The 15,971-nt window shown below is 35.0% G+C and carries 14 protein-coding genes and 1 pseudogene; 5 read left to right on the plus strand and 10 right to left on the minus strand.

Annotated elements, in window-relative coordinates; all coding sequences use genetic code 11:
- Positions 1-129: 129 nt before the first annotated feature.
- Positions 130-1,545 carry a MocR-like pyridoxine biosynthesis transcription factor PdxR gene (pdxR, locus tag MKX83_RS12405; protein ID WP_289433775.1) on the minus strand — a complete coding sequence of 472 codons (1,416 nt, stop codon included), beginning with the start codon at positions 1,543-1,545 and terminating at the stop codon, positions 130-132.
- 114 nt (positions 1,546-1,659) lie between these two features.
- On the opposite strand from pdxR, the gene pdxS reads away from it, so the two are divergent.
- Positions 1,660-2,547 (plus strand): pyridoxal 5'-phosphate synthase lyase subunit PdxS, encoded by an 888-nt coding sequence (pdxS, locus tag MKX83_RS12410; protein ID WP_281203023.1) that lies wholly within the window; start codon positions 1,660-1,662, stop codon positions 2,545-2,547.
- On the plus strand, positions 2,547-3,140 hold the full coding sequence (gene pdxT, locus MKX83_RS12415; protein ID WP_281203024.1) for a pyridoxal 5'-phosphate synthase glutaminase subunit PdxT: 594 nt from the start codon (positions 2,547-2,549) through the stop codon (positions 3,138-3,140). Before pdxS ends, pdxT begins: the two co-directional genes overlap by 1 nt.
- 244 nt (positions 3,141-3,384) lie before the next feature.
- On the opposite strand, the gene MKX83_RS12420 is transcribed toward pdxT, so the two are convergent.
- Positions 3,385-4,293, minus strand: a complete 909-nt coding sequence (locus MKX83_RS12420) for a helix-turn-helix transcriptional regulator (protein WP_281203025.1) — start codon at positions 4,291-4,293, stop codon at positions 3,385-3,387.
- 76 nt (positions 4,294-4,369) lie between these two features.
- Between MKX83_RS12420 and MKX83_RS12425 the strand changes: the two genes are divergently transcribed.
- Positions 4,370-4,825: a VOC family protein gene (locus MKX83_RS12425; RefSeq protein ID WP_224936497.1), complete on the plus strand. Its 456-nt coding sequence runs from the start codon at positions 4,370-4,372 to the stop codon at positions 4,823-4,825.
- A gap of 2,537 nt (positions 4,826-7,362) precedes the next feature.
- Here the strand turns inward: MKX83_RS12425 and MKX83_RS12430 are convergent.
- Genes MKX83_RS12430 through MKX83_RS12455 form a run of 6 tightly spaced genes read right to left on the minus strand, consistent with a single transcriptional unit; the run spans position 7,363 to position 11,096 of the window.
- Entirely contained in the window at positions 7,363-7,821 is a 459-nt protein-coding gene (locus MKX83_RS12430; RefSeq protein WP_341055621.1) for a DinB family protein, read from the minus strand.
- A gap of 52 nt (positions 7,822-7,873) precedes the next feature.
- On the minus strand, positions 7,874-8,248 hold the full coding sequence (locus MKX83_RS12435) for a VOC family protein (protein ID WP_289433786.1): 375 nt from the start codon (positions 8,246-8,248) through the stop codon (positions 7,874-7,876).
- Positions 8,248-8,886, minus strand: coding sequence for an NUDIX hydrolase (locus tag MKX83_RS12440; RefSeq protein ID WP_341055624.1), 639 nt, complete (start codon positions 8,884-8,886; stop codon positions 8,248-8,250). Before MKX83_RS12440 ends, MKX83_RS12435 begins: the two co-directional genes overlap by 1 nt.
- 15 nt (positions 8,887-8,901) lie before the next feature.
- Positions 8,902-9,381 carry an NUDIX domain-containing protein gene (locus MKX83_RS12445; protein ID WP_341055626.1) on the minus strand — a complete coding sequence of 160 codons (480 nt, stop codon included), beginning with the start codon at positions 9,379-9,381 and terminating at the stop codon, positions 8,902-8,904.
- A 22-nt stretch (positions 9,382-9,403) separates the two neighbouring features.
- Complete coding sequence (locus tag MKX83_RS12450) at positions 9,404-10,180, minus strand: hypothetical protein (RefSeq protein WP_341055628.1); 777 nt, start codon at positions 10,178-10,180, stop codon at positions 9,404-9,406.
- A 28-nt stretch (positions 10,181-10,208) separates the two neighbouring features.
- Positions 10,209-11,096, minus strand: a complete 888-nt coding sequence (locus MKX83_RS12455; RefSeq protein ID WP_341055630.1) for a hypothetical protein — start codon at positions 11,094-11,096, stop codon at positions 10,209-10,211.
- 341 nt (positions 11,097-11,437) lie between these two features.
- On the opposite strand from MKX83_RS12455, the gene MKX83_RS12460 reads away from it, so the two are divergent.
- On the plus strand, positions 11,438-11,617 hold the full coding sequence (locus MKX83_RS12460) for a hypothetical protein (protein ID WP_341055633.1): 180 nt from the start codon (positions 11,438-11,440) through the stop codon (positions 11,615-11,617).
- 264 nt (positions 11,618-11,881) lie between these two features.
- A complete protein-coding gene (locus tag MKX83_RS12465) occupies positions 11,882-12,643 on the plus strand; it encodes a SurA N-terminal domain-containing protein (RefSeq protein WP_341055634.1) in 762 nt (253 codons plus the stop codon).
- A 148-nt stretch (positions 12,644-12,791) separates the two neighbouring features.
- Here MKX83_RS12465 and MKX83_RS12470 read toward each other — a convergent pair whose 3' ends face one another.
- On the minus strand, positions 12,792-15,245 hold the full coding sequence (locus MKX83_RS12470) for an ABC transporter permease (RefSeq protein WP_341055637.1): 2,454 nt from the start codon (positions 15,243-15,245) through the stop codon (positions 12,792-12,794).
- Positions 15,232-15,917: pseudogene (locus MKX83_RS12475) on the minus strand (ABC transporter ATP-binding protein). Before MKX83_RS12475 ends, MKX83_RS12470 begins: the two are co-directional and overlap by 14 nt.
- Positions 15,918-15,971: the final 54 nt, after the last annotated feature.

Raw genomic sequence — 15,971 nt, forward strand, 5'->3', positions numbered from 1 at the left:
CTTCCTTCAATCTTTCTAAGTAATATTAACAACGAACAAGTTCAGTTATATGATTAAGAATTTGTTCGTTGTTGATTAACTTATTGTACTTGTTTGTAATTATTTCTTCTTAAGTCAAGCAAGATATATCTAATCAATATCATCCATTCCCCATGCTTTGAACAATGCCTTCAAGCTGTGTTCCAATTGTTCTTCACGAATACCTGCAAAGCCTAATATGATTTGCGGTTCTTTATCCTCTCTTCTAATTATGGAGTAATTAGATAATGGATAAATTTTCAAGCGCTCTCTTTTTGCGCGTGCTACGAGTTCGCTTTCATTCATTCCGTTCTTGACAATCAATACGACATGTAATCCAGAGCTTTCTCCCATAACTTCTAATTGCGGAAAGGACTTGAGTACGTTTAGAACTATTTCTACCTTTCTTCTATAAACTTTTTTCATCCGGTTTAAATGCTTTTCAAACTCTCCGTCTTTCATAAATCCACTTAAGGCATTTTGGTCTATTCTCGAAACCGTGCAATGATAAAAAGATAATTTTTCTTTATAAGATTTAACAAGGGGTTTCGGCAAAACCATATAACTAATGCGCAATGATGGAATAAAAGATTTAGAAAAAGAGCCTAAATAAATAACCTTTTCCCCTCTGTCCATACTTTGCAGAGACGGTATCGTTTTTCCGTTATAGCGAAACTCGCTGTCATAATCATCTTCAATAATGTAGCGATCATTCTTCTCTGCTGCCCAATTCAACAATTGTTGTCTTCGTTGAATCGGTAAAACGGTTCCATAAGGGAAATGGTGTGAAGGCGTCGTATACAGGATATCTATAGGCGATTTTTTTATGGCGTGGATGTCGACTCCTTGTCTATCGACTAACAGTGGATACACTTCATATCCGTAATTATGTAGTATCTTCATCATTAAATGGTAGCCTGGGTCTTCCACCCCATAGACCGTATTTTTATCAAACAGAAAAATCAGCTGTTGTAAAAGAACTTCTACACCTGCGCCAATTACAATTTGTTCTGGCTTGCAAGTTACGCCACGGGAATGATATAAGTACTGCGCAATTTCCTGCCTTAAATCAAGTTCCCCTTGGTTTTCACCAAGCAGTAATGAGGACTGATGAACCGGTTCAATATATTGTTTCACATACTTTCGCCATTTATCAAATGGAAAGTGAACTGTATCAATTTGGCTCGGGTGAAAATCATAAATGGCTGTTTGTTCTTTAGGATAAACACCCACTGTTGAACTTTCATTCTTCATTTTACTTTCGATATATTCTAAGTCTGTTAATGGTAATATAAAGTAGCCTCTGCGCGCTTGTACTTCAATATAACCTTCCGCTTCAAGCTGTTCATACGCTGTTTGAATGGTATTTTGACTTATTTTTAACAAGGTGGCTAATTTTCGTTTAGATGGAAGCTTATCTCCTTCTCGTAATCTTCCCACTGTTATTTCGCCCTTAATATAGTCATATAATTGCTCATATAAAGGCACATCACTGTCTCTTAACAACTCACAAGCTAAGTAATCCATCTAACTGCCCCCTCTAACTGATACTATAAAATTATCAAAAACTGATACTTACAATCATATCAGTTCCTTTTTATACTAATAAACAAATCTGAAAAATGCAATGGAGGAATGAAAATGAGTCAATTAGTAGGTACAGAAACAGTAAAACGCGGGATGGCACAAATGCAAAAAGGCGGTGTCATTATGGATGTCGTCAATGCTGAGCAAGCAAAGGTCGCTGAAGCAGCAGGCGCAGTTGCTGTTATGGCATTAGAGCGCGTGCCTTCAGATATTCGTGCAGCTGGAGGAGTCGCTCGCATGGCGGATCCAAGAATTGTTGAAGAAGTGATGCAGGCAGTGTCTATTCCTGTCATGGCCAAAGCTAGAATTGGACATATTGTTGAAGCAAGAGTGTTAGAAGCAATGGGTGTTGATTACATAGATGAGAGTGAAGTATTAACCCCTGCGGATGAAGAGTACCATATTTTAAAAAGTGAGTTTACGGTTCCATTTGTGTGTGGATGTCGTGATTTAGGTGAAGCAGCAAGAAGAATTGGTGAAGGTGCATCCATGTTAAGAACGAAAGGTGAACCGGGTACAGGTAATATTGTTGAAGCTGTAAGGCATATGAGAAAAGTTCAAGCACAAATTCGGAAAATCACTTTGATGAATGATGATGAACTCATGACAGAAGCTAAACTCTTAGGTGCACCATATGAAATCCTTCGTGAAATTAAGAAAAGTGGCAAATTACCAGTAGTAAACTTTGCTGCAGGTGGGATTGCCACGCCAGCAGACGCTGCTCTCATGATGGAACTTGGTTCTGATGGTGTCTTTGTAGGTTCGGGTATTTTCAAATCTGAAAATCCAGAAAAGTTTGCTCATAGCATTGTGCAAGCAACAACGCACTATAAGGACTACGATTTAATCGGAAAGCTTTCGCAAGAACTCGGTGCTGCAATGAAAGGATTAGATATTTCTAAATTATCCTTAGAAGAAAGAATGCAGGAGCGTGGTTGGTAATGTTAAAAATTGGCGTACTCGCCTTGCAAGGAGCCGTTTCTGAGCACATAAAACAAATCGAGTCAGCCGGGCAAGTCGCTGTAGCCGTAAAAAAAGCAAGTGAACTACCGTCACTTGATGCTTTAATTATTCCTGGTGGAGAAAGTACGGCAATAAGAAAACTAATTGATTATTATGAATTCAAAGCACCAATTCAACAGTTTTCAGCAGAAAAGAAACCGATTTTTGGTACTTGTGCGGGTTTAGTATTACTAGCTAATGAGTTAGCTGATGGTAGTGAAGCGCATTTACGGTTAATGGATATAAGTGTAAAGCGAAATGCCTTCGGTCGACAAAAGGATAGTTTTGAAACAATGTTACAAGTAAAGGGATTCACAGACAATGTTCCAGCAGTATTTATTAGAGCCCCAATTATTACAGAAGTAACAGAGCATGTGGAAGTGTTAGCTACATATGATAACCAAATTGTAGCTGCCAAACAAGGTCATCTACTTGTTACCTCCTTCCACCCTGAATTAACAGAGGATAATCGTTGGATGAAATTATTTATCGAGATGGTAAAACAGGCACATCAAATGTCTACCATTCATTAAATCACAAAAAGAGCCTTGCTACAGATAATTTAAAAAGAAATGCCCGGAAAAGAGCTGTTTCCTAATAGGAATTTTTCCGGGTTCTCTATGTATTTATTTACTCTCCTTTTCCTAACCTGCAAATCTATTTCTTATCGCGAGAAGTTATATATGGCAAGATGACGAAACACACTTGCTTACTTCGGTCAAAATACGCTCCTTCTTCGAGTCCGTTTAGCTGTTTAGAAGAACAGCAGTAACCATTTTATTTATAAAGTTTCACTGCCCCCTCCAAAAACTTTACATATTTCACAATAAATGCTTTAGGTTTTAAAATCTTAACTTTATTACCAAATCCGGCCAAAAATTGATAAGCATATTGATTCTCAGGCAATTCAATTGTTGCAACGTAACTTGTTCCAGCTTCTTTCTTAACGGCATCTTTCCCATATCTATCGATAAATTGATCCCTTACAGCAACATCTATTGATAGATGTACATTAACCATTGTTTTTTCTTTATTGTGTTGTCTTTCATGTTTGTATTCCTGATTAATTCTTGCATCAAAATAACCGCCTTTTTGGATATTTAATATCCTCGTCAACTTAAATGTTCGATAGTCTTTCCGTTCTAAGTTATAGCCAAATAGATACCAATGCATTTCACTTAAATGTAGTCTATAAGGTTCTACCACTCTATAAGTTATGTTTCCTATTTGGTCAACATACTCAAACTTTAATAACCGATTATTATTAATTGCTTGCTTAATAAATAAAATATCTGCTTTAGATTGCCTTCTCCCAACCCAATCATAGAAAGATAGATTAAGATTTGGAGAAATATCTGTGCTGGTCATTCCTCTAATTTTTTGAATAGTCGTTTGAATTTCTTGATTTGTAATCAGTCCCTCAAAGCCTGCTAAAGCTATAAGTATATTTTCTATATCCTTGTGATTTAGTAAACGTTTATCAAATTTATACTCTTCCATTAGCGCATATCCCCCTTCAACACCATATTTCGCATAAATAGGGATTTTTGCATAACTTAATGTTTCCATATCACGTTGAATCGTTCTTCTCGTCACATGAAAAAGCTGACTAAATTCTGAAGCCGATACAACTTCCTTTTGTAACAAAATCATTACTATCGAGATAAGTCGCTCAATTTTTTTCATATTCTCCTCCGTTATACGACATACATATGTCGCTTATGTACTATTATACTTCAAATATGAAATGGAGGAATAAAATATGAAAGCAATAAATTATCTACAATTTGATGGAAAAGCAGAAGAAGCATTGGCCTTTTATGCAAAGGCATTATCAGCAACTAGCAAAAAAATAGTAAAATTTGGCGACTTCGGTCAAAATCCCAATGCCCCATTAACAAAAAAAGAACAAAATATGATTATGGAATCTCGTATGGAGTTTTCGGAGAATATTTTAATGATCTCTGATGTTCCGCCTTTTATGCAATCTGTCACAGGTGATATCACAAATGGTAATACCCTCTTAATTAGTATTATTGACGCTGATCCCGAAATAAATGAACAATATTTCGAAAGCCTTTCAGAAGGTGGTACTGTGATTATGCCGATTTCTTCTACGCCATGGTCAGCAAGTTTTGGAATGTTAGTCGATAGATTTGGGGTAATGTGGAAGTTTAATAGTGAGGCAAGTAAATTTATAGATGGTTATGTAGATTAATCTTCTATTATTGGGGATTTGTCCAACCTTTTTGGCGTAACACCCAGACTAAACAGAATAGACTAACTAGCCTCTGAGATTTCCTATATTATTTGGAAATTTCGGGGCTTGTTTTATTTCTATGATTAGATATTTAATAAGAAATATTGATATAAAAGAAAATTGGTAATCTCTTTTAAAAAATTCCGATAAATATTTTTCTTTTTCTCCTCTTCTTTAATCAAAACAATCCCCTCATTTCGTTAGTTTGCTTTAAGACAGTGTCATAGTGTCTTATAGAGATAGAGAAGAGTATGTTTAAACAGATTCATTGATGGCCAAACTTTTAGTAAAAGAGATTTGGGGAGGAAAAGCTGAATGAAATTGACCAAAAAAGAAGCGGAATGACCGCCACTTTAAGGTAGTTTTTCCCTTTAATGAAACCTTTCCTACAATTGTTTCGTAATAATTATAAAAGGCTTGTTACTGTTAAAACGTAGATTTCTCAATGGCTTTGCGGAAAATGAGTAAACAATCAGGGCGGTTTCCAAAAAGGAGGGGTACTGAATGGCTTATATTGGAGTAGCATTTGCTTTAGCCGTAGCTATTTGGATAGGTTGGAAAGAAGACAAAAAGAGAAAAGATTGAATAATAATGATAAACAAATGGGGGCTTGGCAATTAATAGAAGTTTTTCATTTGTATTTAGTGAAAATCACCCCAAACGACTGTTAGTTGATTAACCACCTTAAGGTGGCTTTTTTTTAAGAAAAAAGGCAGTAAATGGGGGAGGTTGACCAAGGTTTTATTTATGTTTTCATTCGTTGTTTAAAAAGAACGAATCGTGCTTTTTCACTGTTTCTTAATATGTATAATATACTAGGCCAACAAAAGTGCAAAGAAAAAGCCAGATTCCACATGGGTTCTGGTTTTTGTAACTGCCAATATTGTGACGTTATGTCTACTAGATTGTATAGGTGCTGTATATTTATTTGTCAAGAAATACTCTTGTTTTATTAGAATCAGATGCTATGTAAAATGTAATAAAATATAATCGATAAACATAATAAAATAATAAGGATAATTTGAATGCAACCTCCAATTATACTAAGGATTCTACCCCTTGATGCCCATTTAGTTTCTTCAATGTATTCCCTGTCTTTCATTACCTTTGAAGAAGTCAAAATCCCGAATACTCCAACTATAATCCCGATATATGGTAATAATATAGACGTTACTCCTAATATCATGGGTAAACGACTTTGTTTAAATGTAGAATCCAAAAATAGTTCCTCCTATAGAATAATAATTTTATTCATTTTATTCCACTCTAATTGGATTAATACGAGTTTATTATAAAAAGTAACCATCCAATTAAGATTACTAGAGGAGAAAAAATCATATGATTTGGATTTTAGAAGTCGTAGCAACAATATTGGATGGTCTTTTATCAATAAGGGATTTTTTGAAAAATAACAAAAAAAAGTAGAAACTTAATCAATTTTATTGAGCTTTCACATTAAACACCATTGCCCAGGTTATGCTCAGGATGGTACCGTTTCCTTTATTATTCTTTTCAAGTCTACTTGCCACCAATTTTCCGTAGTTACTTACTACACTTGCAACAAAATCAAGTACAGGTATTTTTAAGATTCTCAAAATAGTTGAACTAGATTTTACATCTTTATCAAACTCCCTTAATTGATCTATTGCATTTACAGTATCCCTATTATTTAAATATCGTGTATATCCCCCACCAGTGTTTAACAGTTTTTGTTACTCCTTGTACTTCTACATTTTGAATTATTGTTTATCCGATAAAATAGTTATAATTCCTTGTTCAGCTTCTTGATTCAATTCATTTAAGCGTACTTCTGAATTATCTAAGTTATATTATTGTAATTAAATGGATTTTTTAAGCTCATATAAAAAAAGAGCATGTACTAAGATGCTCTACTTATTGAGGCGTTATGTCTACTAAAATGTATGAGCTTTGTTATATATATTTATCAAGTTGGAATTCTAATTTAAGGTAGGTTTTTTGCTTTAGAGTTGCTGTTCTGTTCGCTTTACTTCTCTTTTATCTTCTTCTTCTAACGCTTTCCCCTTTTTTGAATCAATAATTTTTTGAATCAATAAAATGATAATAGTGAAGATAATTATACAAAATACAATACCGATGTTCGAAAATGAGATACCGTCTAATCTATTATCCAATCATAAAATATAAGCAGAAAATAAAATATCGTTAATGAAGGTGCCTATTAAATGAAAGAACTCGTTGCTTTTGAATTTTCTATACGAATATCATATAGAAATGAGATCCATTCATAAAGGAATAACCATAAAAAGAATACATACGGAACTTTTGAACTTGATATGGTTTAGCTGCTACTTATTAAATTAAAAGTCTCTTAAATCATTATTTCAATTAGTAGTAAAAACCAGCTAATTCCTAGACAGTACATTAGCTGGTTTTTGTTATAAATACATAGATGTAAAAAGAGCACACTCCTTCCTCCGAAAAAGCGCCTTATTCTCTAATAAGAACTAAATTTATCAATTGTTATTTTTAATTAAAATTTGATTGTGAATATGGTGTTCCATATGCGAAAGATAATCTTGAATAAGCCACTCGAGTGTCTTATGTTGATTATTGCCTATGTCACAAAGTTTAGATAGGCTTTCGCTAGGAACATTTTTAACAATAGTGAGAATTTGCTTATTTAATGTCTGAAAAAGGTTTATTATTTCACCCAGCGGTCTATCTTGATAATTCTGAACCTTTACCCATTGATCTTGATTATATGATTGAATAACATACACTTGTTCTTCATACTGAATTTTTATAAACCTTTCAATATTATTTATCGCAGAGTCACATAAATGTCCTAAAATTTCTTTTTTAGACCATTTATTTGGTAATGGTCGATTAGAAATTTCTAATTCTGACATAGAATTGTACTCATTTGGCAATGTTTTTATCCAACGATTGATCCCCTCAACTACCTTTTGCATATTTCTCTTCCCCCTAAAATTTTTATAAGACGAATTCAACTGTACTGGAGGTCTATCCTTTTGAAGTTACCCGTATATAATATCCATCTGGGTCAATGACTCTAAAATCAGTTGCCCCCCAACTTTGGTGTTTAATAGGAGATTCTATGACTTTTGGTGCGACTTTTGTGATTTGCTCGTAATGATCATTGACGTCATCCACACTTAGAATCAACTCAACGCCCACTCCCTTATTTGCTAAATTCCTTTTTCTGAAGTAATGGTCCTCGTCTAGAATGGATTCTCCTGTGAGTAAGAGAAAAGTATCCTCATTCTTAAACAAGGCACTATTCTCCCCTTGTTTCATAAGGCTACATCCTAATATTTCTTGATAAAAATGAATCGACTGGTGCAAGTCTATGACAAATAATTCAATTTTGAAAGCCATCAAATACCTCCTTTATTCACTAGCAATGGTTGAATCAGTCTTATGACATCTTGATAAAACGAAGGCGGATGCGGAACAAAGTGTGCTTGAGTGATATTAGTGTTCAGCTCATCACTTTGCCTAGGATCTAAGATAGATCGGTCTATAATAGGAATCGTATCTTGTTCCCCCACCCATAATCGGCAAAAATCAGTCCATTTCACTTTAACCAAGCCGGCTACTTCTTCTTCTTGAAGAGAAAATTGATCCCAGTTGAATAATCCACGATATAAAAAAACATGTGCATGCTCTCTATCTTTCATCTTTTCGGTTTCTATCGCATAGCGAAGCATACCAATTGAGGAAAGTTGTTTTATAGAGACATTGATGCCTAGCTCTTCCTCTACTTCCCTAACTCCATCTTCAATGGTTTCATCCGCTAATAAATGCCCTGCAGCAGTAATATCTAGCAAATTAGGATAATCTTTCTTTTGCGCACTTCTGATCTGTAAAATGAGGTAGGCTGTCTCTCCTTCCTGACTTAGTAGCCAACAATGAAAGACTTCATGCCAATAGCCATTGTCGTGCGCGTCGTCTCTTGTTGCTATACCAATTTCGTTATAATGTTCATCAAAGATTTTCAAGAATTCTTTAGTCATGTATGCCATCCTTTCCTACAACCAATCTTCTAGTACACTCCAAGTAATAGTGGGTTTGCCGTTGTCTGATTTCATTGTGCCGGTATAGATTAATTCATTTTCCAGGTGTTCATTATAATGACTGGCAATGGCCCTCGACGTTTCAGAAACGTTTTCTTTTTCCAAATTTTTCATCCTGATCCAGCACAATTCTCCCTCCTCACCTGAAATAATTGGTCCATTCTCCTTTAAGCTTGCAAAGAAGACATATTGAACCCTTATCTCATTTTCATCTGCTTTTAATCTATGGACAATATACTTTAACTGTAGTTTTTCTAAAATAAGTCCAGTCTCTTCCTGCACTTCTCTTATAATCGCTCGTTCGGGGTCATTTAGCTCATCTGGCTCCATATGACCACCGATTGGAACGAGTTTCCCTGGAAGAAATGCGTGCGTGGAAGGTTTTTGTAATAGTAAAACTTCACCATTTCGATTGGTTAAAAACGCAACGGCCATTTGCCTAAACCTCACTCAGTAATCACTTCACTTCCCAATTGACTTTTATTCTCCCCTTTAAATCTGAACCGGTTACGAAAACACGATATTGACCTGTTGTATCTGCTGTAAAATAGATTCGAAAATTGTTCACGTCTTGATCGATTGCCTCTATCATCTGATAAGACACATCTTGATTTTTTTCGTCTAAAATATAATAACCATAGTCACCCTCATTTTCAGGTAAAAATTGAATGGTTATGTAGACTATCTCACCACGGGCAAGTGAAATAGGAATAGGTTGCATACCATTAAAATGAGTAAATTGAGCAGAAAATGAGTTTTCTGACCTTTGATCATGCCAGTCTTTCTTCTCTGTATAATCTATGGTGGATAATACAACTAACATGGGAAGAAGTAGAACAATTCCCCATAGCTTTTTATGATAGTGTTTCACGATTTTATAGCAAAAGAAAAAGATAACAGCTATAAATGCAGCGAATATACCTGCGAAAAAGGTAAAAAAGCTGATTCCCGTAAAAGGAAAGAAAGCTATAAATCCAGCGACTGTATAAATTATGGCCTGAGCTGATATGGATAAAGATAATTTAATCGAAAACCCGTCAATGACCACAGCAGCAAGTAGAGCATAAATGATGCAGTAAAGATAAACCCATGACTGATATGACTGCTTCCATTCATATAAATCAAAACCAACACTACTTAGAAGGAAAACATTTAGTAGAATAAGTAAGCAAGTGAGTGTAGTTAATAGATTCATTATATATGATAGAATGGATTGGTTTTTATCCGTGTTCATATGAACAACTCCTATGAAGCAAAAGATTTTATTGAAAGATTTGTAATTTCTGCTGATTATTAATGGCAATAATGCCCATCCATTGTTGTTTAGCTACAGCAAAATGCAACTGATCGTCTCCCCAATCCCAAGAAGGGTTCCATACCCCCTCCGTTGTAATTGTTTTATGTAAGTAAACAATATTTTCTTCTACAAGATTGCGATATTGATGATATAGAAGGTCCTCTTGATTATGAATTAAATCTAGTGGTAGTGCGCCATAACTTTTCCCCCATGTATCTGGTAATTTGTTCATCGCTCGCTCTGCTAGTTGATGGATTTTAGCAAGCACTTTTTTGGAATCACCCATTTTGTCCTGTAATAAGTTAGCTGCCTTCTGATAATTATTAATCTCATAAAATCCCATGTCTTCCGCTTGCTGCAGATAGGTGAAGGCTTTTTCAATTACTTGCCATCCCAACTTATTTGCTTCACTCTCCTCGTTCGACCAATGTATCAAATAGGCAGCTAATTCAACTGATGGATTATACATCCACGCAGATTGAACATCTTTTGTATATTGCCAATGAGGGGCATGGGGATAAAGGTTATGTTCTGGTGTTACTGTGAGCCAAAGTTCCGCTTCTCTATTATAAGAAAGTAATAAATAGTTGACGAGATTCCTTACTATCTTTTCATCCTTAGTCGCATTCACTTCTATTAATTGTTGGCACGCTGACCATGTAGCAATAGCCGAAGAATCTGGCATCCAGAAATCGGGTTCCAATCCATTACCGAAACCTCCATCTTCATTTTGGTAAGATGCTAAATACTGAATGACCCTTTCTCGCGACCCTCCATCAAATAGGTATTCCCATCGTGCCAATTCAAGTGGTCGAGCATTACGCTGCATCCAAATCTTCGTTTTTTTATTCATCCTGTCTCCTCCTTAATCATAGCGTCTTGAATAGAGCTCGTTAGTCAAGATTAGAAAACTGACCACGGCTACTGGCATATCTTGATGAGAGCTGTTTAAACTTTGTTCACCGTTTTCTATTGCCTCTTTTCCTTCTGCCATTGTTTCATCTAAGGAACTAGATGAAGAATCATTATATTCACTAAACGCGTCAGCAATATATCGTGAATAATGAAAGCATCACTAATATTCGATATCATTTTGCGCCTTATCATTCATTCTATTGCTTAAGCTTCATAGATAGTAGAAACCTTCCATATAATTATAGAAGAATACATTCTAACTTAGGAGGTCTATTAGCAATGGATTTGTTAGGTATGATTACTTTTCTCTTATTAATTATTGCTGTTGATTATTTTAACTTTGATAGGGATAGAAAAAGATGGGGTTGGTTGAAAGGTGCAAGTCGCGCAAAGAAAGCAATTTGCATATCCTCTATCCTTCTACTTTCTATCATATCTTATCTAGGTTTAAGAATGTGATATTCCCTCTGAAAATTCTTATAATTTTTGTTACTTTTGTAATAAAAGAACAGGCATTTTTTCCTCTTTAATATGAAAAGAATGGCTAATCTCTTGTTTTGCTGGTATCATATGTAAATAGTTAAAATTTTTATTGATTTTTCAATTTGATTACATCTCATAATTGGAGGGTCTATTGGTTTCTTTTTAGCCAAACATACTATATAATGCGCACTAGATGATTTTAATCAAAAAATCATTCTGCTTGCAGGAAGGAGATTGATTATGAAGAAATGGACAGTTTTATTAATGACAAGTTTGATGGTGCTTTTCTTAGCCGCTTGTGGAGGAGACGAAGAAGCAAAAGATGCTGAGAAGAAGGACGAAGAGCAAAACACTGAATTATCTGCTGAAGATAAGAAAAAACAAGAAGAAATGCAGAAGAAATTAGACGAACAAATGGTTGAGGATGATTCAACTGTTGCTGTAGTGAATGATGAAAAAATCTTAGGTGTTGATTATAATTTGACACTTACTACACTACAAGGGCAAATGCAACAAATGGGTCAAGATCCAACTACTAAAGAAACATCTGAACAAATGAAGACTCAAGTAATTGATAGCCTTGTTGGACAAGCACTTATCCTTCAAGAAGCAGATAAAAAAGGGATTAAAGCTTCTGAAGAAGATATCAATGAACAATTTGAGCAGACAAAAGGTCAATTTGAAGATGAAAAAGCCTTTGCAGCTGCTCTAGAGCAATCTAAATTAGATGAAAAAGAATTAAAAGCACAAATCGCTGATAGCATTCAATTCAACCAATACGTTGAAAAAGAAGTACCTACTGGCGAAGTATCAGAAGATGAAATCAAAAAAGCGTATGAAGAAGTAAAAACACAAAGTGAAGGTGCCGATCAAGAAGTGCCAAAACTTGAAGATGTAAAAGAACAAATTAAAGCATCTATCCAACAGCAAAAACAACAAGAAGTACTTGCTCAACATGTTGATGACTTGAAAGAAAAAGGGAAAGTTGATATTAAGATTTAAAATGGTATCTCATCCCGAAACGAAGGGGCATCAATATGTTAGATACAGTTATATTATTAGGCATTTGGGTAAAATGAGTTCGGTACACTACCGAACTCATTTTTCATTTAAGACTTTTACAGTCAAATGGCAATAGGGCTGGACACGTTTAATACATATTTTCCTTCAATCGCTCAGTAATTGATTGTTTTGTCATTTTTTTGTAGGTTAGCAATGGAACTGTCACACAAATAATGACTACGACTAATGACACAAGTACCATTGGGATGACTGGGAACTGATAGACTGCATATTTTGAGACTGAATTAAATAAAGTGAAAAATCCATAAGCTATTCCATTTCCTAATGTCCATACTAATCCCAAGGAAATCATAGCATAATATGCGCCTTCAATCGCAACCATCTTTTTCACTTGCTTCCTTGTCATGCCAATACTTTCTAATACAGATAACTCTTGTTTTCGGTTGATTATTCCGGTAAACATGATATTAATAAAGTTCACAATGCCTATTAAGGCGAGTAGAACAGAAAATCCACCACCAATAAGTGAGATAGCAATTTTTGATAGCTGCAGATTATCACGTATGGCTTCTTTTGTTTCGATTTGGAAATCACCGTATTTCTCAGATATCTGTTGGATTTGTTGATGGACTTCCTTGTCTTTTCCTTTTTCGACGGACACATATACCGACCCGATCTCTGGTTGAACTTTACCATTGAAGGTATCCATAAATTTTTCAGGTACTATTAGGGTCGGTGCCCAGTGATTAATCCCGGATGATCTTAGAGAGATTGGTAGGTAGCCTCCGAAATTAACTTTATATTCTTTACCCGTGATTGGATGAGTGATAACAAAATGACTGGGAAGCTCGTAGGTTCCCTCCAGTGATTGACTTAAATAGACCGTATTTGGCTTGGATAAATCTATATTGCTATTTATTTCACTGGTCTGAATACTAAATAAACGTTCAAAGTCCTCACTTTCTAAGCTAATAATTTCACCCTCAAATCGCTTTGCCAGATCTGCTTTTGAAATACTATCCTTAGCCCAATTATAATAAGATGAAAATTCATCCGAAAATTCCGCTTTATATTTAGATTCGTACTGCGGCATAACAGCAGTAACTCCAGGAATTGCTTTAACTTCATTGATTAGTTTGCTCGATAAATTGTAAGCCGGTTCAAATTCCCCTTCATCACCAATCATATAGCTATTACGCATTTCAATATCGCTTACCATCGTTCTGGTCACATAATTCTCAATATCCAAGCTTTCAACAATTGTAAAAACCGATAAAAATGTGGTTAAACCAAAGAATAAGGACATAAAAACTACAGTGGTCCTTTTACCATGTCGGAAAATGTTTCTCCATGCCATTTTCCCTATTTTCCCACCATTGCTTGTTAACTTCGTTTTTTTACTTTGAACTTTTATATCTGTATAACGAGTTGCTTCTACTGGTGATATCTTCCCAACCTTTCGGGCTGGTTTCCATACACTAATAAAAACAGTCATAAATGCGAAGAAACTACTTAATATAATGAGTACTAACTGTAATTGCCAATATCTAAAGAAATTGGGTAGACCGCCATATAAAGCAAAACCAAAAGCTAAAGCGATGGCTATGGCACTACCAATTGGAATACCAATGACAGAAAGGCTCAATGCTTGTCCTCTAATAATTTGTTGAAGCTGTTTAGCAGTAGTTCCAATTGTTTTCAAAAGTCCATATGACCGAATATCATGAGAAATAGATAGATAAAAGATATTATAAATAAGTAAGTATCCACTAAACATAATGAGGAGGACAACCATTCCAATACCTGCAAGCATCAACATCTGATCACTTGATTTAGATAAATTAAAGTATGTTGCAAATGTTTGAGAATCAAGTGTTTTCATTTGCTGTTCTAACCGTTCTACTTCATCTAATGGGGTTATTCCTCTTTTAAACTGAACATCTGCATACCCGTTATTTTCTATGGTGTGATTTGTACTTTCTAAGTAGGCTTTTGAAACAAACCCAATACTGGTTAATGGATCAGTTGAAGCTAGTGGATCATTAAACCACCCTGTAAGAATAAATTCCTGCGTAATCTGATTCCCGTGCTCATCAGAAATCGGTAATTCAATTTTCAATCCCTTTTTCGGTGCTGAACCAGTTAAATGGATAACTGCTTCATCCAAGAGCATGATTTCATTTTTCTTTTTCGGGTATTCTCCCTTAATTGGATATAATGCATCTTGTTTCATATGAAATGCTTCTTTTGATAAGTAACTTAATTCAATACGATCATCATCCGTTTCGCTACTTGCAGCTTGTGTAATTTGACCTATTCGTTCAACCGAAGATGATTTATCTAAAGTGGATAACTGTAATTCTGTCGGATTGGTTAAATATGCATCAGCTGCTGTTCCAGCAGATTGAATCCAGTTTATTTCATTGAACCGATAAGCATTCATACCAAAAAGAATCAAGGCACTCAACATAAAACTTGTTAAAATAATCGCCAGTAAAGCTACTTTATTTCTAGACTTATTTTCTTTCAGTAAACGTTTTGATAATGTCTGAATGACCTTTCGATTATTAACCTTTAGCATAACCCATACCACCTACGATCTGACCATCCTCTATTCGTATGGTGCGATCCGCCATTTGTGCGATTTCTTCGTTGTGTGTAATCATAATAATCGTCTGCTTAAAACGATCACTTGTTACTTTTAATAAGCCAATCACATCTAAGCTCGTTTTACTATCTAAATTTCCTGTAGGCTCATCTGCAAGTATAATTGAGGGTTTTGTTGCCAGTGCTCTTGCTATAGCAACACGCTGCTGTTGTCCTCCTGAAAGTTGATGAGGAAGATTGTATACTTTATCCTTCAACCCTAATAATGTAATAATCTCCTGGACATATTCCTCATCCACTTGATTACCATCTAATTCTATTGGCAAAACAATATTTTCATAACATTTAGGACCGGGATTAAATTAAATTGTTGAAAAATAAAACCGATTTTACGTCTGCGAAAAATAGTTAATTCATCAGGACTTAAGGTAAATAGAGATTGGCCATCAACGATTACCTCACCTGAATCTGGATAATCCAAACCACCAAGCATATGGAGTAAAGTGGATTTCCCACTACCTGATGTCCCGATTATCGTTACAAATTCTCCATGCTCAATTTCTAAGGTAACATGATCTAATGCTTTTACTATATTCGTTCCACTGCCATAGATTTTTTTTAAAGCGTTTGCTGTAACTATGTTCATATGTCTCTCCTCCAAAATACTTGTTTGTTAACAATGTGATTGTAAAAATTAAAT

The sequence above is a fragment of the Cytobacillus sp. FSL M8-0252 genome, from assembly GCF_038007345.1.
GTDB lineage: Bacteria > Bacillota > Bacilli > Bacillales > Cytobacillaceae > Cytobacillus > Cytobacillus kochii.